This is a genomic window from Hanstruepera marina, from assembly GCF_019880635.1.
GTDB classification, from domain to species: Bacteria; Bacteroidota; Bacteroidia; order Flavobacteriales; family Flavobacteriaceae; genus Hanstruepera; species Hanstruepera marina.
The window spans coordinates 1,293,495-1,320,391 of record NZ_JAINVX010000001.1 but is presented as its reverse complement, the minus strand read 5'-3'; the positions used below and the strand labels follow the sequence as shown (position 1 = coordinate 1,320,391).

24 protein-coding genes and 1 other RNA gene are annotated in these 26,897 nt (G+C 35.2%); 14 read left to right on the top strand and 11 right to left on the bottom strand.

What is annotated here, in order from left to right; all coding sequences use genetic code 11:
• Positions 1-38 precede the first annotated feature (38 nt).
• Both pheT and K7G76_RS06205 read left to right on the top strand, forming a co-directional pair.
• On the top strand, positions 39-2,465 hold the full coding sequence (gene pheT, locus K7G76_RS06210) for a phenylalanine--tRNA ligase subunit beta (protein ID WP_223033299.1): 2,427 nt from the start codon (positions 39-41) through the stop codon (positions 2,463-2,465).
• A gap of 4 nt (positions 2,466-2,469) precedes the next feature.
• Entirely contained in the window at positions 2,470-3,312 is an 843-nt protein-coding gene (locus K7G76_RS06205; protein ID WP_223033298.1) for a phosphatase PAP2 family protein, read from the top strand.
• 61 nt (positions 3,313-3,373) lie between these two features.
• Here K7G76_RS06205 and K7G76_RS06200 read toward each other — a convergent pair whose 3' ends face one another.
• On the bottom strand, positions 3,374-3,565 hold the full coding sequence (locus tag K7G76_RS06200) for a cold-shock protein (protein ID WP_223033297.1): 192 nt from the start codon (positions 3,563-3,565) through the stop codon (positions 3,374-3,376).
• Positions 3,566-3,761: 196 nt separating this feature from the next.
• Between K7G76_RS06200 and K7G76_RS06195 the strand changes: the two genes are divergently transcribed.
• On the top strand, positions 3,762-3,995 hold the full coding sequence (locus K7G76_RS06195) for a putative signal transducing protein (RefSeq protein WP_223033296.1): 234 nt from the start codon (positions 3,762-3,764) through the stop codon (positions 3,993-3,995).
• A 5-nt stretch (positions 3,996-4,000) separates the two neighbouring features.
• Here the strand turns inward: K7G76_RS06195 and K7G76_RS06190 are convergent, their stop codons facing one another.
• Entirely contained in the window at positions 4,001-5,626 is a 1,626-nt protein-coding gene (locus K7G76_RS06190) for an ABC-F family ATP-binding cassette domain-containing protein (protein ID WP_223033295.1), read from the bottom strand.
• Positions 5,627-5,781: 155 nt separating this feature from the next.
• On the opposite strand from K7G76_RS06190, the gene K7G76_RS06185 reads away from it, so the two are divergent.
• The gene (locus K7G76_RS06185; RefSeq protein ID WP_223033294.1) at positions 5,782-7,221 is read left to right on the top strand and encodes a TlpA family protein disulfide reductase; all 1,440 of its coding nucleotides are present in this window, start codon (positions 5,782-5,784) and stop codon (positions 7,219-7,221) included.
• A 71-nt stretch (positions 7,222-7,292) separates the two neighbouring features.
• Here K7G76_RS06185 and fsa read toward each other — a convergent pair whose 3' ends face one another.
• Positions 7,293-7,946, bottom strand: a complete 654-nt coding sequence (gene fsa / locus K7G76_RS06180) for a fructose-6-phosphate aldolase (RefSeq protein ID WP_223033293.1) — start codon at positions 7,944-7,946, stop codon at positions 7,293-7,295.
• A gap of 168 nt (positions 7,947-8,114) precedes the next feature.
• Here fsa and K7G76_RS06175 point away from each other — a divergent pair, with 168 nt between their 5' ends.
• Both K7G76_RS06175 and K7G76_RS06170 read left to right on the top strand, forming a co-directional pair.
• On the top strand, positions 8,115-9,173 hold the full coding sequence (locus K7G76_RS06175) for a hypothetical protein (protein WP_223033292.1): 1,059 nt from the start codon (positions 8,115-8,117) through the stop codon (positions 9,171-9,173).
• Positions 9,174-9,183: 10 nt separating this feature from the next.
• Entirely contained in the window at positions 9,184-10,224 is a 1,041-nt protein-coding gene (locus tag K7G76_RS06170; protein WP_223033291.1) for a hypothetical protein, read from the top strand.
• Position 10,225: 1 nt separating this feature from the next.
• Here K7G76_RS06170 and K7G76_RS06165 read toward each other — a convergent pair whose 3' ends face one another.
• Positions 10,226-11,029 carry an SDR family oxidoreductase gene (locus K7G76_RS06165; protein ID WP_223033290.1) on the bottom strand — a complete coding sequence of 268 codons (804 nt, stop codon included), beginning with the start codon at positions 11,027-11,029 and terminating at the stop codon, positions 10,226-10,228.
• 60 nt (positions 11,030-11,089) lie between these two features.
• An RNA gene (gene ffs, locus K7G76_RS06160) (signal recognition particle sRNA small type) lies at positions 11,090-11,188 on the bottom strand.
• Positions 11,189-11,276: 88 nt separating this feature from the next.
• Between ffs and K7G76_RS06155 the strand changes: the two genes are divergently transcribed.
• From K7G76_RS06155 to K7G76_RS06130, 6 genes are all read left to right on the top strand, one after another.
• Positions 11,277-12,311: a glutaminyl-peptide cyclotransferase gene (locus tag K7G76_RS06155; protein WP_223033289.1), complete on the top strand. Its 1,035-nt coding sequence runs from the start codon at positions 11,277-11,279 to the stop codon at positions 12,309-12,311.
• Between the two features lie 73 nt (positions 12,312-12,384).
• Complete coding sequence (locus K7G76_RS06150) at positions 12,385-13,185, top strand: carboxypeptidase-like regulatory domain-containing protein (RefSeq protein WP_223033288.1); 801 nt, start codon at positions 12,385-12,387, stop codon at positions 13,183-13,185.
• A gap of 34 nt (positions 13,186-13,219) precedes the next feature.
• Positions 13,220-13,609: an acyl-CoA thioesterase gene (locus tag K7G76_RS06145; RefSeq protein WP_223033287.1), complete on the top strand. Its 390-nt coding sequence runs from the start codon at positions 13,220-13,222 to the stop codon at positions 13,607-13,609.
• 92 nt (positions 13,610-13,701) lie between these two features.
• Positions 13,702-14,454 carry a carboxypeptidase-like regulatory domain-containing protein gene (locus K7G76_RS06140; RefSeq protein ID WP_223033286.1) on the top strand — a complete coding sequence of 251 codons (753 nt, stop codon included), beginning with the start codon at positions 13,702-13,704 and terminating at the stop codon, positions 14,452-14,454.
• 97 nt (positions 14,455-14,551) lie between these two features.
• Positions 14,552-16,117 carry a hypothetical protein gene (locus K7G76_RS06135; protein WP_223033285.1) on the top strand — a complete coding sequence of 522 codons (1,566 nt, stop codon included), beginning with the start codon at positions 14,552-14,554 and terminating at the stop codon, positions 16,115-16,117.
• Between the two features lie 92 nt (positions 16,118-16,209).
• A complete protein-coding gene (locus K7G76_RS06130; RefSeq protein WP_223033284.1) occupies positions 16,210-16,653 on the top strand; it encodes a nuclear transport factor 2 family protein in 444 nt (147 codons plus the stop codon).
• A gap of 46 nt (positions 16,654-16,699) precedes the next feature.
• Here the strand turns inward: K7G76_RS06130 and K7G76_RS06125 are convergent, their stop codons facing one another.
• Positions 16,700-17,971 (bottom strand): serine hydroxymethyltransferase, encoded by a 1,272-nt coding sequence (locus K7G76_RS06125; protein ID WP_223033283.1) that lies wholly within the window; start codon positions 17,969-17,971, stop codon positions 16,700-16,702.
• Between the two features lie 202 nt (positions 17,972-18,173).
• Here K7G76_RS06125 and fahA point away from each other — a divergent pair, with 202 nt between their 5' ends.
• Positions 18,174-19,466 (top strand): fumarylacetoacetase, encoded by a 1,293-nt coding sequence (gene fahA, locus K7G76_RS06120; protein ID WP_223033282.1) that lies wholly within the window; start codon positions 18,174-18,176, stop codon positions 19,464-19,466.
• A 71-nt stretch (positions 19,467-19,537) separates the two neighbouring features.
• On the opposite strand, the gene K7G76_RS06115 is transcribed toward fahA, so the two are convergent.
• From K7G76_RS06115 to ytxJ, 5 genes are all read right to left on the bottom strand, one after another.
• A complete protein-coding gene (locus K7G76_RS06115; RefSeq protein WP_223033281.1) occupies positions 19,538-21,055 on the bottom strand; it encodes a M61 family metallopeptidase in 1,518 nt (505 codons plus the stop codon).
• Between the two features lie 60 nt (positions 21,056-21,115).
• Complete coding sequence (locus K7G76_RS06110) at positions 21,116-21,547, bottom strand: nuclear transport factor 2 family protein (RefSeq protein ID WP_223033280.1); 432 nt, start codon at positions 21,545-21,547, stop codon at positions 21,116-21,118.
• Between the two features lie 15 nt (positions 21,548-21,562).
• Complete coding sequence (locus K7G76_RS06105; RefSeq protein WP_223033279.1) at positions 21,563-22,312, bottom strand: type 1 glutamine amidotransferase domain-containing protein; 750 nt, start codon at positions 22,310-22,312, stop codon at positions 21,563-21,565.
• 96 nt (positions 22,313-22,408) lie between these two features.
• Entirely contained in the window at positions 22,409-23,443 is a 1,035-nt protein-coding gene (locus K7G76_RS06100; RefSeq protein WP_223033278.1) for a helix-turn-helix domain-containing protein, read from the bottom strand.
• A gap of 67 nt (positions 23,444-23,510) precedes the next feature.
• Positions 23,511-23,900, bottom strand: coding sequence for a bacillithiol system redox-active protein YtxJ (gene ytxJ, locus K7G76_RS06095; RefSeq protein WP_223033277.1), 390 nt, complete (start codon positions 23,898-23,900; stop codon positions 23,511-23,513).
• Positions 23,901-24,102: 202 nt separating this feature from the next.
• On the opposite strand from ytxJ, the gene clpB reads away from it, so the two are divergent.
• Positions 24,103-26,712 (top strand): ATP-dependent chaperone ClpB, encoded by a 2,610-nt coding sequence (gene clpB / locus K7G76_RS06090; protein ID WP_223033276.1) that lies wholly within the window; start codon positions 24,103-24,105, stop codon positions 26,710-26,712.
• Positions 26,713-26,897: the final 185 nt, after the last annotated feature.

Here is a 26,897-nt window from a genome sequence, read left to right as displayed (position 1 = left end):
ATATTTTATCTTTGCATTCTTAAAATAGCGCATAGCACATGAAGGTTTCTTATAATTGGTTAAAACAATTTATCAAGTTAGACGCAAATCCTGAAACGATTAGCGAGCTACTAACCGATTTAGGTTTAGAAGTAGAAGGTCTTACCGAATACCAATCGGTTAAAGGTGGTTTAGAAGGTATTGTAGTTGGCGAGGTATTGACTTGCGAACAGCACCCAAATGCAGATAGACTAAAAATTACTACCGTAAATATTGGTGATAACGAACCTTTGCAAATTGTTTGTGGCGCACCAAATGTAGCAGCCGGACAAAAAGTACCAGTGGCAACTATTGGAACTACCTTATACACACCTGAAGGTGAGGCCTGGAAAATTAAAAAAGGTAAAATACGCGGCGAAGCCAGTCATGGGATGATTTGTGCTGAAGACGAACTTGGCCTGGGACAATCGCATGATGGTATTTTAGTGTTGGACGAGGCTACAAATGTTGGTGCAAAACTGTCTGATATTTTTAATATTGAAAACGACCATGTTTTTGAAATTGGCCTAACACCTAATCGTGCTGATGCCATGAGCCATTATGGTGTGGCACGCGATTTAAAAGCAGGCCTTTTACAGCAAGAAAAAAACAGGGAGTTAATTACTCCTTCGGTTTCTGCATTTCATGTAGATAACCGTTCCTTAAAAATTGATGTGGATGTTCTGAACAAACAATTGGCTCCGCGTTATTGTGGTGTAACGATTTCGGGTATTAAAGTGGCTGAATCGCCAGCTTGGATTCAAAACCGATTGAAAGCCATAGGCTTAACACCAATTAATAATGTGGTAGATATTACCAATTATGTATTACACGAATTGGGCCAGCCGCTACATGCTTTTGATGCTGCAAAAATAACAGGCAACAAGGTTGTGGTAAAAACCTTAAAATCGGGTACAAAGTTTACAACGCTTGATGGTGTTGAACGCGAATTACATGAAGACGATTTAATGATCTGTAATGCCGAAACACCTATGTGCATTGCTGGTGTTTTTGGCGGTATGGAATCTGGTGTAACCGAGCAAACTACAAGCATCTTTTTAGAAAGTGCCTATTTTAATCCGGTGAGCATTCGTAAAACAGCTAAACGTCATGGCTTGAATACTGATGCCTCTTTCCGATTTGAACGCGGTATAGATCCAAATATTACGGAATATGCCTTAAAACGTGCTGTACTTTTGATTGAAGAAATTGCTGGAGGGGAAATCACAAGTGACATCGTGGATTTATACCCAAATAAAATTGAAGACTTTCAAGTACGTATGAGTTTTGAAAATGCAAAAAAACTTATAGGTGAAGAAATCCCACGTGAAAAGATAAAGGAGATATTAATGTCCTTGGATATTAAAATTAACAACGTAACTGAAGCTGGACTGGGTTTAACCGTTCCTGCGTATCGAAACGATGTACAACGTGAAGCTGATATTATTGAAGAAATTCTGCGTGTTTACGGTTACAACAATATAAAAACAACCGAAAAACTTAACGCCTCAATTTCGAATACGTCGAAATTTGAAGACTATAAATTACAAAACATTATAGGTAACCAGTTGGCATCGCAAGGGTTTTACGAAACCATGACAAACTCGTTAACTACACCAGAATATGCGAATTTAAGTGAAGACATAAACGCTGAACATAATGTAGAAATGCTCAACCCATTGAGTAATGATTTAAGTGTCATGCGTCAATCTATGTTGTTCTCAGGATTAGAAAATGTACGCCACAACGTTAACCGTAAGCGTGAAGATTTAAAACTATTTGAATTTGGCAAAACCTACCATGATTATAATGGTAAGCGCGAAGAATTTAAGCATTTATCTTTAATTGTAACTGGAAACAAACAAACCGAACGCTGGAACTCCGAGAGTAAGCCAAGTGATTTTTATTACTTAAAAGGTACAATTGAAGCCATATTACAACGATTAGGTATCAACAAGTTGAAAGCTGACCCTTTTAAAACTGATGTGTTTAGTGAGGGTATGCTGTTATCAACCAAAAAAACAGCTTTAGTTGAGTTTGGTTTGGTGAAAAAATCGGTTTTAAAGCATTTTGGTATTTCGCAACCTGTTCTGTATGCGAACTTTAAATGGGATGCCGTAATTGAAGCTACCAAAGCAAACCATGTAACATTTAAAGCTATTCCTAAATATCCTGAAGTACGCCGTGATTTTGCCTTGTTGTTGGACCAGTCCGTAAGTTTCGCAGAAATTGATGCTATTGCCATGCAAACCGAAAAGCAACTTTTAAAAGATGTGAATTTGTTTGATGTTTATGAAGGCAAAAATCTACCAGCCGGCAAGAAAAGTTACGCCATTAGCTTTACGTTACAAGACGAGAACAAAACCTTAACCGACAAGCAAATTGACAAAATAATGAACAAGCTGCAAGCTAATTTTGAAAAGCAGCTTGGTGCAGAATTACGATAAGTTTATGCGGCATATTCTTTGCCTAGTATATAGTTTGTATAGTTTAGTGTGTTTTGGGCAACATGCCAATACCACAGAACATACTCAAAATTCACTCACAGTTTGGGAGTTACTTAAATATGATGCAAAAAACACAGCTCAAGGTGTAGCCTATGCCTACACGAGTCCTTTACGATGGGACAATGATGACTTTAGGAAACTAACAACCTTAACCGTTGGAGTCTTTGCACTTTCTTTGGCTGATGAAACCGCCAACGAATTTTTTACCGGACAAAAAGAAAACTATCCTCAATTTGCTTTAGACTTTGGTTTTAGGTTTGGTAAGCCCCAAACATTTTTTGCATTGAATGCTGGCTTGTATGGTTATGGTTTACTAACTAAAAATGAAGCGGTAAGAAAAACCAGTGTTTTAATAATTTCATCAGCAATAACAGCAGGAACCCTCCAATCCTTTAGCAAAACGGCCTTTGGTAGAGCAAGACCAAGTTCTGGTAAAGGTTATGATGACTTTAACCCGTTTTCTAGTGAAGCCATGTACCATTCATTCCCATCAGGACATACGGTTCTATCGGTTACCATGGCACATGCTATTGCCAAGCAATTTGATAATACTTGGGTTAAAATTGGCATTTATTCAGTTGGTGCTATTACTCCAATAACACGATTAGTAGAAGGTGCGCATTGGCTAACCGATGTAGCTGTAGGTACAATTTTAAGCGTTGTAGTAGTAGACAGTATTGATAAATTTTTATTTACCAAGAAAAAATACACGTATAAAAACCCTCCAAAAATAAGTTGGAACTTCACGTTTTCAACCAATCAAATTGGATTTATAGGAACTTTTTAGGCATAAAAAAAGCCTCAAAATATTTTGAGGCTTTAGTTTTTCAATAAGTTTAAAATATATATTATAATACTTTAACGTTTACTGCGTTCATTCCTTTTCTACCTTCTGTAAGATCGAATTCAACTACATCACCTTCACGAATCTCATCGATTAATCCAGAAATGTGAACAAAATGTTCTTTGTTTGTGTCATCTTCTACGATAAATCCAAAACCTTTAGAATCGTTGAAGAATTTTACTGTTCCTTTACTCATTGTAATAATTTAAAAATTTTTAATAATGTACAAATATAACCTAATAATATTAGTAACATGTTTTTTTAGTGTTATTTTTCAATTAACCCATTTTCAATACGTTACAAATCCAGTTTTTATTTACCCAATTCGTGATTAAATACATGTGTTTTAATTCAGAAATTTCGTATCTTTAAGTAACAGCAAAATACTTATTATGGATTCAGAATATAAAAAAGTTTTTACAGGTAGTTTTATAGTTGCCCAATTAATAGTCGACAAACTTAAAGCCGTTGACATAACTGCAATAATAAAGGATGAAACAGAATCTGGTAGATTGGCTGGATTCGGTTCTTCAGTTCCAGGTTATCAAGATGTATATGTACATCAAGACGAGCTTGAAAATGCCATGCCTATTGTTAACGATGTAACGTCTGAATTGGAAAACTAATATAATTATGCTGTAACAGCATACATTTTATCGCGTAGGTCTTTTATTTTAGAATCCTGCATGTACTCATCAAAAGTAGTATACCTGTCTATGATACCATTAGGCGTTAATTCAATAACACGGTTTGCAACAGTTTGTGCAAACTCATGATCATGAGTTGTAAATAACACTGTGCCTTTAAAATTCTTTAAGGAGTTGTTAAACGCCGTAATACTTTCTAAATCTAGATGGTTAGTTGGCTCGTCCAGCATCAATACATTAGCGCGCAACATCATCATACGACTTAGCATACAACGCACCTTTTCCCCTCCTGATAAAACATTGGATTTTTTAAGTGCCTCTTCTCCACTAAAAATCATTTTACCCAAAAATCCACGAATATGAACTTCCTCACGTTCTTCTTCGGTTTTGGCCCACTGACGTAACCAATCGACCAAAGTTAAATTGTTGTCAAAGAATTTACTGTTGTCCAAAGGCAAGTACGACTGTGTTGTGGTAATTCCCCAAGCAAATTTACCAGCGTCGGCTTTTTGATTATCATTTAAAATTTCATAAAAAGCTGTGGTTGCACGAGAATCTTTAGAGTAAACAACCACTTTATCACCTTTGGCTAAATTTAAATCTATGTTTCTGAATAACACCTCTCCATCTAAAGAAGCTGCTAAACCTTCAACATTTAAAATTTGATCGCCTGCCTCACGCTCGCGCTCAAAAATAATGGCAGGGTAACGACGACTAGTTGGCCTAATTTCATCAATATTTAACTTGTCAATCATTTTCTTTCTACTGGTGGCCTGCTTACTCTTTGCCACGTTTGCAGAAAAACGACGGATAAATTCCTCTAACTCCTTCTTCTTTTCTTCAGCTTTTTTGTTCTGTTGAGCACGCTGTTTGGCAGCTAATTGAGAGGATTCATACCAAAACGTATAGTTACCTGAAAAGTGATTAATTTTTCCAAAATCGATATCAGATACATGTGTACACACAGCATCTAAAAAGTGACGGTCATGAGATACCACAATCACGCAGTTATCATAATTAGCCAAGAAGTTTTCTAACCATGATATGGTTTCATAATCCAAATCGTTGGTAGGCTCATCCATAATTAAAACATCAGGATTTCCAAAAAGCGCCTGTGCCAAAAGCACACGAACTTTTTGCTTACCATCCAAATCGGCCATCATGGTATAATGTAAATCTTCTTTTATACCCAAATTAGATAATAATGCTGCGGCATCACTATCGGCATTCCAACCGTTCATTTCTTCAAACTCTACCTGAAGCTCTCCAATTTTCTCGGCATTTTCATCCGTATAATCAGCATATAGGGCATCTATTTCCGTTTTAATTTTATGCAAAGGCTTGTTACCCATTATTACAGTTTCTAAAACCGTATTCTCATCGTACAAATTGTGGTTTTGTTCCAATACAGACATACGTTTTCCTGGCTCTAAATGCACACTACCAGACGTAGGTTCTTGTTTACCAGAAAGGATTTTTAAAAAAGTAGATTTTCCGGCTCCATTAGCACCAATAATACCATAGCAATTGCCTTGGTTAAAGGTTGTACTCACCTCATCAAACAACACACGTTTTCCAAACTGAACCGATAAATTAGAAACTGATAACATAGCTTGCTTTTTAAATTTGGCGCAAAAGTAAAAAAAAGCAACCATAAGTTGAAGAAAATCCAAGTATAATAATATTTAACAGTCAATTAACAACAGGTAACACCCACAACTTTTACTTTTGTAGTAACTAACTTTCAAGATTGGGATTAATAAATATGAGATTACTACGATTTCTGTTTCTTATTGCGTTTACTAGCGTGACATTGGTGTCTTGCAAAAAAGACAATAAAATTGATGAAGGCGATATCGCCTATTTTGGGGGTGAAGTAGTAAACCCTATTAAAGATTTTGTAATTATCACAAAATCTGACAAAGCTCTAGATACCATCACTTTAGACGAGAATAATAGATTTATATACAAAGTAAAACCTGTAGAATCTGGACTTTACACCTTTCGTCTTTGGGCTGCACAAGGTTTGGAGTATCAAATGGTTTTACTGGAGCCTCAAGACAGTATTATGTTTCGTTTAAATACTATGGAATTTGACGAGACTCTTGTATTTAGTGGAAAAGGTGCTAAAAAAAACAACTACTTAATTAACCTGTTCCTAGAAGGCGAAATTGAAGACAAGGAAGTTTTAGGGCTTTGTCAATTGCCTGTTACCGATTTTACAAAGCGTATCGATTCTATTAGAAACAGCAAATTGGACAAGCTCAATTATTTTATAGAGAATTACGATGCTACTCCTGCTTTTAACGAAATAGCAGAAGCCAACATTAATTATGATTACTATTTAAGTAAAGAGGTTTACCCGTTTGTTAACTATGTTAATAGCGAGCGTAAAACATTAGAGTCTTTACCTGAAGATTTTTATAGCTACAGAAAAGATGTAAACTATGACCATAAAATGGTAAGGGACTATTTTCCTTACTCCTCGTTTCTAAAGTACCATTTCGAAAATATGGCACTTGCCAAATATTTTGAAAAAACGGATGATAGTGTTTTCAATATTAAATCATTAGACTACAATTTAATTCGCTTAAATTTAATTGACAGTTTAGTAACCGATAAAGAGCTTAAAAATTCATTATTGATGGAAGCTGCTGTTGAGTTTATTACCAAAAGTAAAGACGTTGATAAATTTGACCCATTATTAGAGTCATTTAAATCTAAATGTACAGATGGTCATCAACAAGATTATGTAACCAATTTAATTAACTCTTTAAAAAGCTTGAAGCCTGGTAACCCAATCCCGCAAGTTGAGGTTACAGATTTTAACAACGTCCAAAAAACAATACGGTCGTTAATAAAGCGACCTACAGTAATTTACTTTTGGTCTACAGCTTACAGAACCCATATTGATAGCCACAAAAAAGCTTTCGAGTTAAAGCAAAAGTATCCTGAAGTAGATTTTATTGCCATTAACGTAAATGTAGAAAACGATAAGCTTTGGCGCAAAATTATTAAGGAGCACAAATACAATTCAAAACAAGAATACGTTTTTAAAAACCCAAAAGAAGCTAGACATCAATTGGCTATTTATCCGATAAATAAAGTTATAATTTTAGATGACAAGGCTGAAATAGTCAATGCCCACACTAATATGTTTTATATTGGATTTGAAGATGAGTTGTTAGGTTTGTTAAACAGATAATTACTTAATTGTTAAAACTAAAAAAGCCTTAACAATTACGTTAAGGCTTTTTTTATATCAGGTAAAAATGTTTAGTTTCCTTTTTTAAAATCTTCTAAAAATTTAGCTAAACCAATATCCGTTAAAGGATGTTTTAATAAACCTTCAATAGCACTTAAAGGCCCTGTCATAACATCGGCTCCTAATTTAGCACAGTCAATAACATGCATGGTATGGCGCACAGAAGCTGCTAATATTTCAGTATCAAAAGCATAATTGTCATAAATGTGGCGAATTTCTGCAATAAGGTTTAAACCATCCGTTGAAATATCATCTAAACGACCAATAAAAGGTGACACATAAGTTGCACCCGCTTTGGCAGCCAATAAGGCCTGACCTGGAGAAAACACTAAAGTCACATTCGTTTTAATACCCTTATCCGAAAAGTATTTACAAGCCTTTACACCATCTTTAATCATCGGTAATTTTACTACAATTTGGTCATGTAGTTCAGCTAAAGCTTCACCTTCACGAATCATACCTTCAAAATCGGTTGCGATAACCTCCGCACTAACATCACCATCTACAATATTGCAGATATCAACATAGTGTTTCATTATGTTGTCGTGCCCAGTAATACCTTCTTTAGCCATTAAAGATGGATTAGTGGTTACACCATCAAGCACACCCAAATCTTGAGCTTCACGAATCTGGTCCAAATTAGCCGTATCAATAAAAAATTTCATAAACTATTTATTATAAGTTGTGTTTGTTAATGGCGCAAAAGTACAACTAAATGCGAGTTTTCTTGTTGATTTGTTATGAAAATTAATTAACAATTAAAGCTAGTATAAATGGTGAAAATTTTTAAGTATCAGTAAAAATTGTAACTTTAAATAAAAAAGACAACCGCTATGAAAAAAATACTACCCTTTATAGGTATAGTATTGCTATGCTTAAACTGCCAAAACGACGACGATAATCAAGATAATAGTTCTATTCCTGAAGAAGAGACCTGCGAAATGCAATTTGATGATTTGGGACTAACAGAATCTAATGCCTTTATAACCTTTACATACAGCGGAATAAGCGAAAACGTTGCTTGGACCGCCAGATATTCTGAAAACACTGTAGAATTGAGTTACAATGATTATTGTGGTGACGAGTGTAATAGCAAAAATATTTTTATTTTTAAAAAATTAAACGATTGTATAAAATATGACTACTCATATTCAGTAAATAATGAGCATTCAACTGGGGGATATAGTTGGATTGAAGAATATTTTTCCGAACATGATTTTATTATTCAAGAATATTTGCCAGATGAACGATTAGTTGGTCGTTTAGTTACTGACAATTTTGGTATCAATGAAAATATTGATTTTTGGATAGATCTTACAACAGACGATTTTTTTATTGAAGAAGTTCCTAATTATATCTCTTTCCAGAATTGTATGAGTGACCTATTACCTTTTCATATTGATGTAAATAATGATGGCACTCATGACTTTAAATTCACATATAGCCAAGAAGTCGTAGACGAATTTATATTTGAAAACATAATACCATATAAACGAAGTAGAATCAATATTAAAGCTAACAATGGCGATCATACTATTTTAGGAATATATTTTGGTGGTGTTTTAAGTAGAGCAGGCCTTTCAAATTATGATCTTCCAGCTTCCACTGAAGATTTTCCAGACGAGGGTAATGAGTATTTATCTATGACTCACTATGACTTCCTTTATGAAAACAACTATCCCTATAAACAATTTAATTTTTGGACAAGTCAGGATGGCTATGCTTTTGAAACCTCAAACCTATCAGATATACATTATGCTATTAAAATGATAGTTAATGGTGAACCACATTATGGCTATATTAACTTTAGTATTTTAGGTAATGATTGCGAAATTATTATTCACGAAACGTATCTAAACCCAACACCAAATGAGCATATAGTTATTGAGTAAATCATATTCTATGAAAAAACTATTATTCATATTTTGTTTATCACTACTACTCTTCAATTGTCAAAATGATGATGACAATCAAGAAAACAGTATTGTTCCAGAAGAAACCTGTGAGATGCAGTTTGATGATTTAGGATTAACTGAAGCTCATGCAATTGTTATACCTGAACAACATGAAAATCCATCGGCTATTAACGATAACACGCCATGGAAAGCAAGATATTCTGAAAATATTGTAGAGTTGAGTTATGAGCGAGGTTATTCACCTGAAAGTCATGGCAATGTAATATTTGTCTTCAAAAAAATAAACAATTGTATAAAATTCGATTATAGATATGAAGTTGTAATGGGTGGTATTACTCCAAGCATAAACCGCGTTTATGAGTATTTCACAGAACATGACTTTATTATTCAAGAATATATTCCTGATGAAAAACTAGTTGGACGATTGATTGGGGAATATGATGGTGAAATTCATAATATTGATTTTTGGATTGATTTTACAACAGACGATTTTTTTATTGAAGAAGTTCCTGATTACATTTCTTTTCAAAATTGTTTAGGCAGTCAATTACCTATGAATATTGATATTAACAATGATGGTGTAGATGATTTTAAATTTACACGTGATGAGCAATTTTTAGAAGATCCTGCTTTCCCTGAAATAATACCGATATTAAGAAATATTATTGTTTTTGAAGCAGACAACAACAATACAATTCTAGCTGGCACTTATAATCTCGATCTGCCAGTTTTTACAGAAAATCTGGATCAATCAGGACGTGATGAAGATTATGTTATTTGGTACACAGATTTTATACATGAAAGCATTTATCCTTATAAACAATTTAATTTTTGGACAAGAGGTTATACTAACGAACCTTACAATTTATCTACCTTAACGAACATTCATTATGCTATTAAAATGATGGTGAATGGTGAACCACATTACGGCTATATCAACTTTAGCATTTTGGGTAATGATTGCGAGATTATCATTCATGAAACCTATTTAAACCCAACACCTAATGAGCATATTATAATTGAGTAATCTATAACTTATAATGGTTCATAAGCATTTTTTCATAAACCGTATCTGGAAGAATACGCTTTAAAACTATGGAGAATTTTTGCATAAACTCCCCTACCTTATAATGAACTTTAGGTTTTGGTGTGTTGATTGTTTTTAAAATAGCCTTTGCCATTTCCAACGGGTCTTTACCAGCATCCACATGTTCGTTCATCAATTCCAAAGATTTTCCGTAGGTCTCTTTATAAGGCGAACCATCCAATACAGGAGCATGATAACGGCCTGCAGCAATATTAGTAGCAAAATCACCAGGTGCCACATTGGTCATCTCAATATTAAAAGGTTTTAATTCCATTCTAAATGCCTCGGTCAACAACTCCAAAGCACCTTTACTCGCGCTATAAATACCACGATACGGTAAGCCCATATAACCAGCGATAGACGTTACATTAATAATCAAACCCGATTGCTGTTTACGCATGTGCGGCAACACGGCTTTAATAACATTAATAGGTCCAAAGAAATTGGTTTCAAAGTTGTTTTTTATTTCAGCTTCAGGAATTTCTTCTATAGGACCTGTAATTCCAGCCCCTGCATTGTTTACCAAAACATCAATACGACCTTCCTTTTCTACAACCGTTTTAACAGCTTGCGCAATAGTATCCACTTTGGCAACATCCAATCCAACAATAGGAAACAAGCTATTGGTATATTTTTCGGGAGACCTGCTGGTGCCATATACTGCAAACCCTTTTTGAGAGAGATACTCACCTACTGATTTTCCGATTCCGGAAGACCCACCTGTAATTAAAACAACTTTAGACATCTGTAAATGGTTTTTTTGCGTTTCAAAAGTACAATAAAAAAGGAAAGTTTAGGGCATAAAAAAAGGCAAGCTACCTACATCACACCGCTACGACCGCTTACCTTTGCTGCGTTCCCGCCCTGGAGGATTCAACAGGAGCTGGTTGTGTAGGACTTGCCGAGTGCAAAGATACAATCTTTTAAATTTATCACAATGATTTTTTAAACTGAATTTTAATAAATATCTTGCTCCAAATTCTACAAAAATCATGAAGCTTTATAAGTCTCTTACAATCATATTTTTATGTGTTTTAATGGTATCCTGTGGAGCCAGCATAACTGAAGTCAAACAAGATTTATCCATAACCACAAATGCCCAAAACGATGCTTTAACGCTAGGCGACAAATTGGAATTCAGTTTAAACAATCCTAAAAATCACCCTATAGAAAATGTATCATTTACGTTAGATGGTAATGCTGTCACCTCAAATGAGGTAATTAATAGTATGAAATTGGGTGCACATGATCTACAAGCCAGTTTTTCAGTAAATGGTGAACAAGCTAGTATTTCTAAAAGCATTACAATTTTAAATAACCAAACACCTAAAATATACACCTATACCATTATAAACGAATATCCTCATGACATGAGTTCGTATACACAAGGATTAGAATTTTATAATGGTGAATTATATGAAGGCACTGGTCAATATCGTGAATCAAAACTGCGCAAAGTAGATTATAAAACTGGTGAAGTTTTAAAAAACGTAGACTTACCTAATGAGTACTTTGGTGAAGGTATAACCATTATGAATGATAAAATTTACCAACTAACCTGGAAAAAAGGAACGGGTTTTGTTTACGATGTCAACTCTTTTGAAAAAACCGGAAGCTTTAAATACGGTAACAGTTTAGAAGGTTGGGGTATTTGTAACGATGGTTCTAAACTGTACAAAAGTGATGGCACTGAAAAAATTTGGACCCTTAACCCAGAAACTCTAGTTGAAGAAGAATACATACAAGCCTACCACAACAAAGGAAAAGTTGTAGAGCTTAACGAGCTTGAATGGGTAAACGGAAAAATCTATGCTAACCGCTGGAACAAAAACGGCGTGGCCATAATTAATCCAGAAAATGGTGCTGTTGAAGGCGTTATAGATTTTACACCTTTAAAAGACAGTGTAAAACAACACCCTAAACTAGACGTGCTAAACGGCATTGCCTATAACCCAGAAACAGAAACTTTGTTTGTAACCGGTAAGTATTGGGATAAACTCTTTGAGGTTGAAATCACCGAAAAGTAGCTTTCACTCAATCAAATAAGGTTTTCACGTATTACACTTTTTATAAGTATGGTTTCTTATAGTTATTTGAACTATGAGAAAAACACTAACACTATCCATTCCAGAACCATGTCATGAAAACTGGAACGACATGACACCGGTTGACAGAGGTCGCCATTGTGCTGTATGCACAAAAACGGTTTACGATTTTACGAATAAAACCGATGAACAAATTGTAAAAGCCTATTTAAACAATCAAAACTTATGTGGGCGATTCAAAGGCAAACAACTAAATAAGGAATTGGTTTACAGTCGAAAATCATCAAATAGTTATAGAACATTACTAGCTTCAGGATTACTATCGTTTTTATCATTCTCAACCTATCAGGCCTTTGGTCAAGAAAAACCAGGCACAGAACAAACTGACACTAAAAAACAACCCGTAGTAAAAGGCAAAACAGCAGTTTCCGTTTTAAATACTAAAATGATATCTGGAACTATTGCTGATGAAAACGGATTACCCTTACCGGGAGTAAACATAATTGTAAAAGGCACTAGTAGAGGCACCCAAACAGATTTTGATGGAAACTTCAAAGTAACAGCTCATAAAGGAGATACTTTAGGCTTGTCGTTTATTGGGTATAAAGAAAGATTAATCTTTATTACTACAGAAACCAATTACAAAACAGATATGATTGTTGATGAATTAGATTGCGATAATGTTATTGTTGCTGGTTTCCCATCATCAAACTGGAAAAAAGATTGTGAAAGAGACAAAAGAAAAGCCTTTAAAAAGGCTAAACGTCAAGAAAAACGTCAGAAAATAAAAAAGGGAGAACTAGAGCGCAGTAATCTTGGTAAATTCTTTTACAGTATAACACACCCTTTTAAATAATGAGATTCTCGATTTTTTTGCATTATTTTTGAACATGCAGATTTTTGAAAAAACCATAACCACTACCCAAAACGATTTAGATGCCTTAAACCATGTTAATAATGTACGTTATGTACAATGGGTTCAAGATATTGCAGAGCAACATTGGCTCTCTAGGGCTTCTCAAAATATATTAGATAAATACTTTTGGGTCATGCTTTCACACCATATCACATATAAAAGTCCGGCTTTTGTAAACGATCAAATCAGTTTAAAAACCTTCGTCATTAAATCCGAAGGTGTTACCTCAACACGTGTAGTCGAAATTCGTAACGCTAATACCAGAAAATTGTTGGCCGAATCAGAAACCAAATGGTGTTTTATGTCCAAGGAGACCCAAAAACCCGCACGAATAACTTCAGACATCACATCCTTGTTTTGTTAATTAATATGTAAAATGGCTGTTAAACTTTCTTAACAAGAAGCTATACCAACAGCTTAAAAAATTACATTTACAGAAACCATAACCAACTTTCTGTGTATTCATTTCGCTTTTTCTTGCTGCTACTTTTAGCTTTTAGCAACCTAAACGCCCAAACATTTGAGGGGAAAGTTTACGATTCCAAATCAGCTTTAGAGAACATTAAGGTTTTTAACAGCACCGAACAAGTACTTACCTACACGAATAAAGATGGTCATTTTTCAATTCAAGCTACAGTAAACGATACACTAATATTCAGTTCCCTTTTTTATCAAGAACAGACACTTCTGGTAACTGAAACACACTTAAACCAAATAAATGTTATCGAACTTAAAGAAGCTACTAATGCTTTAGATGAAGTATCCATTCAATCTATCAAGAAAAAAAATGAGCAAACCCTTACGGAGGAAGTTCAACGTAGGCAAAACAGCCAAATTGCCAACGATATGAAAAACAACCCACATTTATACAATCCTCCTCCAAGTGGTAATATAGATTTTGTGAAAATATTTGGTATGATTAGCAAGCTTTTTAAAAACAAGAAAAAAACTGTTCAAGAAATTGCCCTATATCAAGATTTCAATCACTTATTTCTTACCGATTCTTTTTTTACAGAAGACCTTCTAAAAAACGAACTCAACATTCCCGACAATCTTAAACAGTTGTTTTTTGAATATTGTAGTGCCCATCAAATTGACAAAAAATTGTTCTCAAAGGAAAATCAAGTCCAATTATTGGAAGAACTCATTCAATTAAGTCAGTCCTTTCTAATATTGGTTGAAAACCACAAAAACACCCAAGAAGATTAGATTTTTTAAATATAAATCTGCTTTCATACTAAATCATCAATTCAAAAGTTATATTTTTGAAACGCTACCAATTGGTCTTAAAATTTAAATAATGTCAATGAAACGATTAGTATACTTTATTTCTTGTTTAGCCTTTTTAGTATTATGGAGCTCCTGCCGAAAAGATTTTGAATTTGAACCCAGTACTGGAAATCTTGAATTCTCGCGAGATACCGTGTATCTAGATACCGTTTTTACAAACATCGGATCAAGCACATACAACCTGAAAATATACAACCGTAGTGATAACGATATTAACATTCCCACATTGGGATTAGAACGTGGCGAGGATTCCGAATACCGCTTAAATGTTGATGGTATGCCAGGTAGAACCTTTCAAGATGTAGAATTATTAGCCAATGACAGCTTATTTATTTTTATTGAGACCACTATAGACATTAACAATCTACCAAGCACAGACGGCGAGTTTTTATACACCGATAAAATTATTTTCGATTCAGGCTCAAATATGCAAGATGTCGATTTGGTAACCTTGGTTAAAGATGCTGTATTTATCTATCCAGATCGAGATAATGCAACAGGAATAATAGAAACACTAACGCTTAATGTGGGTGGCGAGCAAATTGAAACTGACATTCAAGGCCGTTATCTTATGCCAGATGAATTTACCTTTACCAATGAGCGCCCTTATGTCATTTATGGTTATGCCGCTGTTCCCAATGGCGAAACACTAACCATAGAAGCTGGTGCTCGCGTGCATTTCCATGCCGATTCGGGTATTCTCGTATCTGAAGATGCTTCCATTCATGTTAATGGGTTATTTAGTAATGATCCAGAAGCTTTAGAAAACGAAGTGATTTTTGAAGGTGACCGATTGGAACCTATTTTCAGTGATGTTCCCGGACAATGGGGCACGATTTGGTTATTTGAAGGTAGTGTAAACAATATATTCAATTATGCAACCATTAAAAATTCGGGTGTTGGTATTTTAAGCGACGGTAATCCTGATGCTGCCACTGATAAACTTACTATTACAAACTCTCAAATATACAATTCGAGTAACTTCGGGATTTTAGGAAGAAACACTTCTATTTTAGCTGAAAATGTTGTGATTAATAATTCTGGTCAGTCTTCGTTTGCAGGAACTCTAGGAGGTAAATACAATTTTACCCACTGCACCATAGCTAATTATTGGAGAAATAGTTTTAGGCAGTTCCCTGCCCTATTGTTAAACAATTTTACGGAAACATCTGATGCCACAATAATTGCAGATTTAACCGAAGCCAATTTTAATAATTGTATTATTTATGGTAATGATAATCCAGAATTTATTTTAGACGAAATTAACGACAACACCAATCCAGTCCTGTTTGAATTTAAGTTTTCAAATTGCTTGTTATATTTCTCTGATCCGAACAACAATTTTACCGGAGACAACTACGATTTCGATGATACGAGTTTATATGAGAACAATGTATTCAATCAAGATCCACATTTCATGGAACCTTATGAAAACCAATTGATTATTGGTGAAGATTCTGGCGCAATAGAAATTGGAAATCCATCATTTGTTAATGGTACAACTCAATTTGATATTTTAATGGAGCCAAGACCTACTAGTCCAAATCCTGATGCTGGTGCCTACCAACATATTGATTTTTAGATTAACGTCTCGTTAACAACTACTTACTGTTTTAATAGTTACTTTTATTACGTACCAAAAGGTGCTTAATATTAATCAAACTAACGAACAGTATGGAAAAATTTATTACACTCGCTTTACTTATAACTGGAATGGCAATAGGTCATTCACAAACCAATAAAGAATTGGTCGAAAAAGCCTGTTATAGCTACATTGAAGGCTTCTATGAAGGCGACTCTGCCAAACTCAAAGCCTGCTTACAGCCCGAACTCAACAAATTTGGCTTTTGGAAAAACAAGGATACTGGTGAATATAAGCAAGTTGACCACATGTCTTTTGATCAAGCATTGGCTTACGCCGAAAATGTAAAAGCTAAAAAGAATTTTGCTAAACCTGATGCGCCTAAACAAGTAGAAGTCCTAAATATTGGAAACAATATTGCTGCAGCTAAAGTAACAGCATGGTGGGGCATTGACTATATGCTTCTCTCCAAACGTGGTGATAAATGGATGATTGAACAGGTACTTTGGGAAGGTCCCTATGAGGAAAAATCATAAAAAAAGCCTGCTTTCGAGCAGGCTTTTTTTTATTCTTAAACTTATTTTAAGTAAATAACGGTAAGTCTTGCATCATAGCATTAACCTTTTCAGCTACCTGCTGTAATGTAGTTTCATCTTCATAGTTCATAATCACCTCATCAACTAAAGCTACGATAGCTTCCATATCATCTTCTTTTAATCCTCTGGTCGTAATTGCAGGTGTTCCCACGCGAATACCAGATGTTACAAAAGGACTTTTATCATCAAATGGCACCATGTTTTTGTTTACGGTAATTTCTGCTTTAACAAGAGCCTGCTCGGCATCTTTGCCAGTAATGTTTTTATTTCGTAAATCAATCAGCATCATGTGGTTGTCAGTTCCGCCTGAAATAATATGATAACCACGTTTTACAAAAGCGTCAGCCATGGCAGCTGCATTTTTCTTTACCTGTAACATATAATGCATAAAATCATCTGTTAGGGCTTCGCCAAATGCAATGGCTTTTGCTGCAATAATATGCTCTAACGGCCCACCTTGATTTCCAGGAAACACTCCTGAATCCAATAACGACGACATTTTGCGTAAACTGCCGTTTTTTAATGTTAATCCAAACGGATTATCAAAATCCTGGCCCATCATAATCATACCTCCTCTTGGACCACGTAACGTTTTATGGGTTGTTGTCGTTACTATATGACAATGTGGTAATGGATCGTTTAAAATACCTTTGGCAATCAAACCAGCAGGATGTGAAATATCGGCCAATAAAATCGCTCCCACTGAATCCGCAATTTCACGAAAACGTTTAAAATCCATATCACGTGAATAGGCAGAAGCTCCAGCAATAATCAATTTTGGCTTATGCTTTTCTGCCATTTCAGAAACATGGTCATAATCAATTAAACCAGTTTCCTTTTTTACACCATAAAAAACGGGGTTGTATAATTTACCAGAAAAATTAACGGGAGAGCCATGGGTTAAATGACCACCATGCGACAAATCAAAACCTAAAATGGTATCACCTGGTTTCAGGCAAGCGGCAAAAACTGCTGTGTTGGCCTGACTTCCCGAATGTGGCTGTACGTTTACATATTCAGCATTAAACAAGGTTTTAGCACGTTCAATAGCTAAATTCTCCACTTCATCAACCACTTCACAGCCGCCATAATAGCGCTTTCCTGGGTAACCTTCAGCGTATTTATTGGTTAAAACCGAACCTGCCGCTTCCATTACCTGGTCGCTTACAAAATTCTCCGATGCAATAAGTTCTATACCGTGAAGCTGACGTTCTTTTTCAGCTGCTATCAATTCAAAAATTTGTTCGTCGCGTTGCATAAATTTTGGTTATAGTTAAATTGAAGTCAAAAATAACAAATCCATGTGTTTAATTATTCAAAAAACATATATTTACCTCAAGAAGTTTTGCACAGCTGTAAATAACTTTCTACAACCTATATTTTAGGATTAAAATTAGTTTTAAAATAAAAAGTTATGTAGGTTTGACTAGATTTATCAACTATTAAATTTAAACAATACTATGCCACTTTCAGCCAACAATCCAGATAGAAGGTCTTGGTTACATGTCGATAAAAATTCTGATTTCCCGATTCAAAATATTCCGTTTGGTGTGTTTTTAACACGCGACGATATTATTACCATTGGAACACGAATTGGTGATACGGCAATTGATTTGGGTGCCTTGCACCAATTGGGTTATTTTGATGGTATTCCGTTAACCGACGATATATTTCTTCAGGATTCCCTAAACGACTTTATTGCCGATGGTCGAAAAACTTGGCGTTCTGTACGTAACCGCATTGCCCAAATTTTTGATGCTGAAAATAGTGAGTTAAAAAACAACAAAAAACACAAGGAAATTGTACTCTTCCGTTTGGACGAAATTGAAATGCAATTACCTGTACAAATAGGCGACTATACCGATTTCTATTCGAGCATTGAACACGCAACCAATGTAGGCACCATGTTTCGTGACCCAGAAAATTCCTTGATGCCAAACTGGCTGCATATTCCTGTGGGTTATCATGGTAGAAGTAGTTCCATTATTCCTTCGGGAATTCCGGTACACAGACCACAAGGACAAACCTTACCAGCTGATAGCGACACACCTGTTTTTGGCCCGAGTAAATTGGTAGATTTCGAATTAGAAATGGCCTTTATTACGACCGATGCGAACGATTTGGGTGAACCTATCCCGATTGAAGAAGCTGAAGAGTATATTTTTGGACTAGTACTATTTAACGACTGGTCTGCTCGTGATATACAAAAGTGGGAATACGTACCACTAGGTCCATTCTTAGCCAAAAACTTTGCGTCTTCCATATCGCCTTGGATTGTGACCTTGGATGCTTTGGAGCCTTTCCGAGTTGAAAGTCCAAAACCTAAAAAACCTCAATTACCTTACTTACAATATAAAGGCAAAAAGAGTTATGATATTAATTTGGAAGTAGCCATTAAGCCCAAAAAAGCTAAAGAAACTATTGTGACCAACTCCAACTTTAAATACATGTATTGGAACATGTGCCAACAATTGGCACACCATACGGTAAACGGTTGCCCAGTAAACTCTGGCGATATGATGGGTAGCGGTACCATTTCTGGACCAACACCAGACTCTTACGGCTCTATGTTGGAACTGACTTGGCGTGGTGAAAAACCTTTAAAAATGACCGATGGCACCGAGCGTAAGTTTATAAACGATTACGATACCGTGATTATGCGTGGACATTGCGAAAAAGATGGCACACGTATTGGTTTTGGTGAGGTTTCTACACAATTATTGCCAATTTACAATCCCAAAAAGAGCAAGTAATATTAGCTTAAACGCATAAAAAACTCCCAACCATTGTTGGGAGTTTTTTATGTATGGTAAGGCCGATAATCTTATTTCGTGTTTAACTCACCAAAAAAACCTTCTAATATAGCCCGTTGCTTAAGTGTTGTTACATCTTTTTTTGATAGAATTAATTGACCGTTTTCAATTTTAGCATCTAATCCTGCTAAAGTTAAGTACTCGTCAATTGGTATTTTATTTGTGCCTAATATATACATATTGAAAAATTCGGTTGGATTGGTGCCACTCAATTCTACATATAACTCTTGAAGTTCATTTAATGTATATGTATTGTTACTTCCACCATATTTTTCAAATAATTGCTTCATTAAATCGTCTATGCTTTTTTCATTGTTTGTGGCACTACGGATAGTAAGGTCTTGAGACATGCCAACCAACATTCCACCTGCATAAACCAAACCCCAATGGTCATGCTTTTTTTTACCATCTGCCATCGCATAGCGTCCAACTCCCTCGTCGTTATGATATCGTTTATAAAAAAAGCTACTTAAAAAATCTAAATAGGATTCGTCTGTTAAAAAATTCACGTGATGCAAAGCTTTCAACGTATAGTAATTTGTAAAACCTTCCTTAAACCATTCGGTATCATCAGATGCTGGACTAAAAGATTTACCACACCATAGATGAAAAAATTCATGAGCAAAAATGAACCTTGAAAAAGTTTTCGATAATTGATCACCATTTTTTTCAATTAGCACACTCACATTGTTACCAAGAGCTTCGCCATCTGTTTTCTCCGATGAGCTAATAACAACCACAGACTTACGTAAGGGATTATCTGGACTCGGATTAGGGATTCCACCCATGAGCTCAATATAATAATCCAAAACACCTTGGGCTAGTTCCTTGAGTTCAGCTTCCTGATTCATAATATCTGTAGAACCCAAAGCAAAAACCAACTCAAAATCATCACGTTTAAGTGATATTTCTTTGTGATTTCCAGCAAAAATCAGTGCTGTTAACAAATCGGTAATATTTGCTGCCTGAAAACTATTCGCTTTTTCAGCACTTTTAGACCATGGGTTGGTTACTGCCCAATCCTTGGGTATGTTAAACCTTACATTAATATTGGTTCGGTCTTCACCGTTAAGTACAAATAAGGTCCTACCCGTATAGAAAACTCCTAAATCTGTTGTATAAGCCACTGCATCAATACCACTACTCCAATCATAGTTTTCATGATCTAAATGAACCTCATAGCGTAATCTTATTTCAGTATGTATTGGCGCATTAATTTTCCATTGGGCATCATCTAACGCTTGCACAGACAATACTTGCTCTTGTTTGTCCATAACCTCTAGGTTGTGCACAAAGGTTGCCCATCTATTGGGCAGTTTCGATGCGCCCCAACCCATATACAACAAGCTATCCTTGAGTGTAAATTTGGCTTCTATTTGAGCTAGTTTAGGATTGCTTTTATGAATTGTTATGGTGTAAGTGGTAGCTTGTTTGCTATCAATTGTTTCAGCATTCGATTTAATACTAAACAACATTAAGGCAATAAACAGACTTGCGATGTGTAATCGGGTGAGTTGATTTAAAAACATGTTTTTTTGATTTGATGAACTACTATATGACTTAAATCATTACTTTTTGTTACATAACATTTAATTTTTTGTTGGTTTCCAGGTATAACTCTTATGAACGATTTTCCAAGATCCTTCATATTTCAACAACAAAAAATAATCTGTATAAATTCTATTGGGTACTAAAATTTCCACTTTAGCAATAGCGGCATCATTTTCATAATCAATAGAAATAATACGCCCAATACGATTACTTATTTTCCCTTCTCTTACATTGGAAACGTACTTGGCGCCAGAACGGATACGCAAACTATCTTCTTCGGTTACCGTATAAAGATTAAAGTCTGGATGAAAGGCCTTTTTTAATTTTTCTGGCTTTCCGTTTTGGGTACCGTCAATGTACAACATTAAGGTTTCTGAAATCTCTTGAATATCTGTCGTTCCACTTTGGCTTTGAGCACTAATAAGGTTTAACGAAAAAACAAAAAGAATGGATAAAATGGTGTTTTTCATGATATAAAGTTTAGTTTATTGGTTTTGTAATGTTTTAACTACCTGTGTTGCTACAGAAATAGTTGAAGACGGATCTTGACCCGTAATAAATTGACCGTCTATAACATAAAAGTTATCCCGTTTCTTTTCAGAATAGCGAAACTCACCTTTGTTCTGCTTTATTTTTTCTTCAATAGAAAACGGAAAAGTTTTGTAATACGCAGCATCTTTATTTTCGAATATATCTGGATAGCCACTAATCTGCTTTCCTTGGTAAAGCGGTTCACCAGTTTTGGTCTTTAGGTTGGTAATTCCTGCAGTACCATGACATACAGCTGAAATAATACCATTATTTCTGTAAATAGCTTCGGCTATGCTGTTAATTGTGGTGTTATTAGCTATTCCAAACATGGCCGAACCACCACCACTGTAATATACAGCATCGTAATCTGAAGGATTGATAGCTGTAGGACGAAAGGTGTTTTTTAATGCCTTCATAAATTTGGTATCATTTAAGTAATGGTTCTGAATGGAATCTGATTTAGAAATATACCCTATAGGTATCGCTCCACCATTTGGACTTATAAAATCAATTGAGTAGCCGTGTTTTACAAACACATCATAGGCCAATACAATTTCACCAAAATGATTGGCTGTCTTTTTATTGGAGTCCCCATAAGTTTCCTGATTGGAAGTCACAAATACTATTCGCCCAGATTGTTTATGTTGGGACAAACCGTTTGATGCTATAAATAGCATTAAAAAAGAAATTACAAGTGTTCGCATATCTATTTAAGTAATATTTTAAAGCAAATATGAGAAAACCTGATGGCTTAGGGGTTCTAACTTATCAAGTAGAAGTTCTAATTTATAATATCAAACTTATTTTGCTAATGATTTTTGGTAGTCGGAAGGTGTTTGTCCGGTTACTTTCTTAAAAGTAGTGTGAAAAGTCGATTTCGAGTTAAAGCCACATTCGTAACCTATTCCTTCAATGGTATATTGATTGGTTGCCTGCAATAGCTCTTTGGCTTTTTCAATTCGTAATTCATTGATAAAAACCGAAAACGATTTATTGAGGTTATTATTTAAAAACTGCGAAAGCTGATGCTTTGAAATATTTAATTCCTTGGCAGTATTAGCTAAAGTCATTTTAGGGTTTAAATACAAGTCCTGTTCCTTGAATCGTTTGATTCTAGTGGCAATAAGCGCGACTGTTTCGGCATCAATTTTACTGTTCTTATATTTTTCCTTTTCCTCAAAAAACGTGACTTCCTTTTTATTTCTAAACACAAAAAGCAATACAATTAAATACAGTACAAATGAAAAGGACAATGCACCGACAATATAAGAGGTATACGAGGCTATATTATAAGCAAACCAAATTACCGAAACTCCAGAAAATATACTTAACAACCAAATATCTATACTCTTAAGCCTATCTTTTTTTTCAATCGCAATTTTAAAAAGCGGTTTTACATATTTAAAGGATAAAACAACATACACCAACCATTGCAGGTAAATACCTCTTACAATATACCGACTCCATATTGGACGATGCTCTATGTACGGATAGCTTATACCCAAAATGGTAATCCCAATTAAGTAGGGCAAAACATGAACAGTCCATGCTTTGGTTTTTTGTGAGGTTTGGGACTTGAGATAGAGGTACAAAAACGGACCAATTAAAATACAGGCCGAAAGCCCAATTTGAATAAATACACCAGACAATTCAGGGTTAAAAAAGTAAAACACCGATTTAATAATCCGGATACTTAATACCAACAACAATAAAGCTAAAAAATAATTGGAAAATTTTTTCTTCTCTGCAATTATTGCAAAATAAATAGCAAGTATAAACCCATTAAAGGCTCCCAACGCACTAAAGAAAAAAATAATTTGGCTGTCAAAATTCATTAGGGCGAAGTTAGTTTTTTAAACTAACAATTTCAATACACGCTAAACCTATTTTTTTTACTAGGTTTTAAACAAACTGTTCTAATTCTACAGCATTAATAGCCCCATGACTGGCATGTGTTACGGTCATACCATTTTTAATAACTATTAGCTGTGGTGACTCATGTATCACCTGAAAAGTATAGCCCGCTTCGTTAGACACATCACGATAGGATAGTAAATCCAGATAATACAAGTCCAAGTCCTTTTCGGTCAGGTTATAAGCTTCAACAAACTGGTTTATTACCATACGGCTAATACCACAACGTGTAGAGTGCTTAAAAATAACCTGTGTTTTGGTTTTAGATTTTTCGGCTATATGTTGAAGCTGTTGGATGTCGTTTAACGGAATCCATGGTAGTTGTTTTTCTTCTTTTGGTTCAGCTGAACCACCAAATAATTTGTTTAAAATGCCCATAAAATTTCATTTTCTGTCATTCCGTAGCTGATACGGAATCTACCTTTTAAATCTTTTAAGTCGTTAAGTTTTCAAAATCTCACAACTGACGAAACGTCACTAACAATCAGCAATAAGCAGACATTTTGTCCTGCATTTTAAACTGGTAAGGTAATTGAAATAGACCTATCAAACAACACACATTTAAAAGAAAAATAAACAGATGAATTTTAACAATTATACCATAAAATCACAGGAAGCTATACAGCAGGCTCAACAACTTGCGCAAAGCTTCGAGAATCAACAAATAGAAAACGAGCATATTTTTAAAGCGCTTTTCAATGTTGATGAAAACGTATTGCCTTTCATTTTAAAGAAACTAAATGTTAATGTAACCGTACTGGAACAAGCTTTGGATAAGCAATTGGAAAGCTATCCAAAAGTTTCTGGCGGCGATATTATGTTATCACGCGATGCTGGAAAAACCCTGAACGAGGCATCTATCATTGCAAAAAAAATGAATGACGAATACGTGTCTGTTGAGCATTTAATACTAGCTGTTTTTAAATCGAACAGTAAAATAGCTCAAATGCTTAAAGACCAAGGTGTCACCGAAAAAGCCTTAACAGCAGCTATTGAAGAACTGCGTAAAGGCGATCGTGTGACCTCACAAAGTCAGGAAGAAACTTATAACTCATTAAGCAAATATGCCAAAAACTTGAATCAATTGGCCAGAGACGGTAAGCTAGATCCCGTTATTGGTCGTGACGAGGAGATTAGACGTATTCTTCAAATTCTATCACGTAGAACCAAAAATAACCCGATTTTAGTGGGTGAACCCGGAACTGGTAAAACGGCCATTGCCGAAGGCTTAGCACATAGAATTATAGATGGAGACGTGCCTGAAAATTTAAAGGAAAAACAAATTTTTGCTTTAGATATGGGTGCCCTTATTGCAGGTGCCAAATATAAAGGTGAGTTTGAAGAACGCTTAAAAGCCGTTATTAAGGAAGTAACTACCAGTGAAGGTGATATTGTACTCTTTATTGATGAAATTCACACTTTGGTTGGTGCAGGTGGTGGACAAGGCGCTATGGATGCAGCCAATATCTTAAAACCCGCTCTTGCTCGTGGTGAGTTACGAGCCATTGGTGCCACTACCCTAGACGAATACCAAAAGTATTTTGAAAAGGATAAAGCTTTGGAACGTCGTTTCCAAAAGGTAACGGTTAATGAGCCTGATACCGAAAGTGCTATCTCTATTTTACGTGGTATTAAAGAGAAATACGAAACCCATCACAAGGTACGCATTAAGGATGAAGCTATTATTGGTGCCGTAGAACTTTCGGAACGGTATATTACCAACCGATTTTTACCAGACAAAGCCATTGACTTAATGGATGAGGCGGCTTCAAAACTGCGTATGGAAATCAACTCCAAACCAGAAGAATTGGATGTGTTGGATCGTAAAATCATGCAGTTGGAAATTGAGATTGAAGCCATTAAGCGCGAAAAGGATGAAGCAAAATTGAAATCACTACGTTCTGAATTAGCTAATCTTAAGGAAGAGCGAAACGAAATTAACGCCAAGTGGAAGAGTGAAAAAGAAGTGGTTGATAATATTCAAGCTACAAAATCGGATATTGAAAACTTCAAGTTGGAAGCCGAACGTGCCGAACGTGAAGGTGATTATGGTAAAGTAGCCGAAATTCGCTATGGCAAAATAAAAGAAGCGCAAGAAAACTTGGAAAAGCTTCAAAAAGAATTGCAAGAGAATCAAAGTGGCAACTCGCTTATAAAAGAGGAAGTAACTTATGATGATATTGCCGAAGTGGTTGCTAAATGGACAGGTATTCCAGTAACCAAAATGTTACAAAGTGAGCGTGAAAAACTATTGAAACTGGAAGACGAATTGCACAAACGTGTAGTTGGCCAAGAAGAAGCTATTGAAGCTGTTAGTGATGCCGTGAGACGTAGTAGATCTGGATTGCAAAATCCACAAAAACCTATAGGAACCTTCTTATTCCTGGGAACAACGGGAGTTGGTAAAACAGAATTGGCAAAAGCTTTGGCTGAATACCTTTTTGATGATGAAAACGCCATGACTCGAATTGATATGAGTGAATATCAAGAACGTCATGCCGTAAGCCGATTGGTTGGTGCACCTCCAGGATATGTAGGTTACGACGAAGGTGGTCAGTTAACTGAAGCTGTAAGACGTAAGCCTTACTCGGTGGTATTATTGGATGAAATTGAAAAAGCGCATCCAGACACCTTCAATATTTTGTTGCAAGTATTGGATGAAGGTCGCTTAACAGATAATAAAGGTCGCATTGCTGATTTCAAGAACACCATTATTATCATGACCTCCAATATGGGAAGTCATATCATACAGGAACGATTTGAGGCCACTAAAGATATTGATTCAGCCATGGAAGCCGCTAAAGTAGATGTATTAGCTTTATTAAAGCAATCGGTAAGACCCGAGTTTTTAAACCGTATAGACGATACCATTATGTTTACACCATTGACCAAGGAAAACATTACCGATATTGTTGGTTTACAACTAAAAGGCATTACCAAAATGATTGCACAACAAGGTATTACTTTTGATGCCACGCCTGAAGCTGTTGCCTACTTGGCTGAAAAAGGTTACAATCCAGAATATGGTGCGAGACCTGTAAAGCGTGTGATACAAAAAGAAGTACTAAATCAGTTGAGCAAGGAAATTTTATCTGGTCGTGTAACAACAGATAGTATTATACTTTTAGATGCTTTTGATGATAAACTAGTCTTTAGAAACCAAGGTGATCTGGTAGTTGAAGAATTTTAATGTGAGTAAGCGTAATAAATTTCAAACTGTTACGTTTTCATAATAGTTGGTTAGTTAGTTTGAAAAGGCAATACAAATCTTTTTTGAGGAGTATTGCCTTTTTTCCTTTTATAAATCCTATAAATTTCACTTTACAGGTTTTAATTTAAAACATTCAAATAGTATTCATTTACAACAGATTAATA

Excerpts from the sequence above, each read along its gene's own strand:
- K7G76_RS06105 (WP_223033279.1), bottom strand. The coding sequence starts at position 22,312 with ATGCGAACACTTGTAATTTCTTTTTTAATGCTATTTATAGCATCAAAC.
- K7G76_RS06195 (WP_223033296.1), top strand. The coding sequence starts at position 3,762 with ATGGATTCAGAATATAAAAAAGTTTTTACAGGTAGTTTTATAGTTGCC.
- K7G76_RS06145 (WP_223033287.1), top strand. The coding sequence starts at position 13,220 with ATGCAGATTTTTGAAAAAACCATAACCACTACCCAAAACGATTTAGAT.
- fahA (WP_223033282.1), top strand. The coding sequence starts at position 18,174 with ATGCCACTTTCAGCCAACAATCCAGATAGAAGGTCTTGGTTACATGTC.
- K7G76_RS06165 (WP_223033290.1), bottom strand. The coding sequence starts at position 11,029 with ATGTCTAAAGTTGTTTTAATTACAGGTGGGTCTTCCGGAATCGGAAAA.
- K7G76_RS06190 (WP_223033295.1), bottom strand. The coding sequence starts at position 5,626 with ATGTTATCAGTTTCTAATTTATCGGTTCAGTTTGGAAAACGTGTGTTG.
- K7G76_RS06185 (WP_223033294.1), top strand. The coding sequence starts at position 5,782 with ATGAGATTACTACGATTTCTGTTTCTTATTGCGTTTACTAGCGTGACA.
- K7G76_RS06150 (WP_223033288.1), top strand. The coding sequence starts at position 12,385 with ATGAGAAAAACACTAACACTATCCATTCCAGAACCATGTCATGAAAAC.
- K7G76_RS06205 (WP_223033298.1), top strand. The coding sequence starts at position 2,470 with ATGCGGCATATTCTTTGCCTAGTATATAGTTTGTATAGTTTAGTGTGT.
- K7G76_RS06130 (WP_223033284.1), top strand. The coding sequence starts at position 16,210 with ATGGAAAAATTTATTACACTCGCTTTACTTATAACTGGAATGGCAATA.
- pheT (WP_223033299.1), top strand. The coding sequence starts at position 39 with ATGAAGGTTTCTTATAATTGGTTAAAACAATTTATCAAGTTAGACGCA.
- K7G76_RS06115 (WP_223033281.1), bottom strand. The coding sequence starts at position 21,055 with ATGTTTTTAAATCAACTCACCCGATTACACATCGCAAGTCTGTTTATT.
- K7G76_RS06100 (WP_223033278.1), bottom strand. The coding sequence starts at position 23,443 with ATGAATTTTGACAGCCAAATTATTTTTTTCTTTAGTGCGTTGGGAGCC.
- K7G76_RS06155 (WP_223033289.1), top strand. The coding sequence starts at position 11,277 with ATGAAGCTTTATAAGTCTCTTACAATCATATTTTTATGTGTTTTAATG.
- K7G76_RS06125 (WP_223033283.1), bottom strand. The coding sequence starts at position 17,971 with ATGCAACGCGACGAACAAATTTTTGAATTGATAGCAGCTGAAAAAGAA.
- K7G76_RS06170 (WP_223033291.1), top strand. The coding sequence starts at position 9,184 with ATGAAAAAACTATTATTCATATTTTGTTTATCACTACTACTCTTCAAT.
- K7G76_RS06200 (WP_223033297.1), bottom strand. The coding sequence starts at position 3,565 with ATGAGTAAAGGAACAGTAAAATTCTTCAACGATTCTAAAGGTTTTGGA.
- K7G76_RS06110 (WP_223033280.1), bottom strand. The coding sequence starts at position 21,547 with ATGAAAAACACCATTTTATCCATTCTTTTTGTTTTTTCGTTAAACCTT.
- clpB (WP_223033276.1), top strand. The coding sequence starts at position 24,103 with ATGAATTTTAACAATTATACCATAAAATCACAGGAAGCTATACAGCAG.
- K7G76_RS06175 (WP_223033292.1), top strand. The coding sequence starts at position 8,115 with ATGAAAAAAATACTACCCTTTATAGGTATAGTATTGCTATGCTTAAAC.
- ytxJ (WP_223033277.1), bottom strand. The coding sequence starts at position 23,900 with ATGGGCATTTTAAACAAATTATTTGGTGGTTCAGCTGAACCAAAAGAA.
- K7G76_RS06135 (WP_223033285.1), top strand. The coding sequence starts at position 14,552 with ATGAAACGATTAGTATACTTTATTTCTTGTTTAGCCTTTTTAGTATTA.
- fsa (WP_223033293.1), bottom strand. The coding sequence starts at position 7,946 with ATGAAATTTTTTATTGATACGGCTAATTTGGACCAGATTCGTGAAGCT.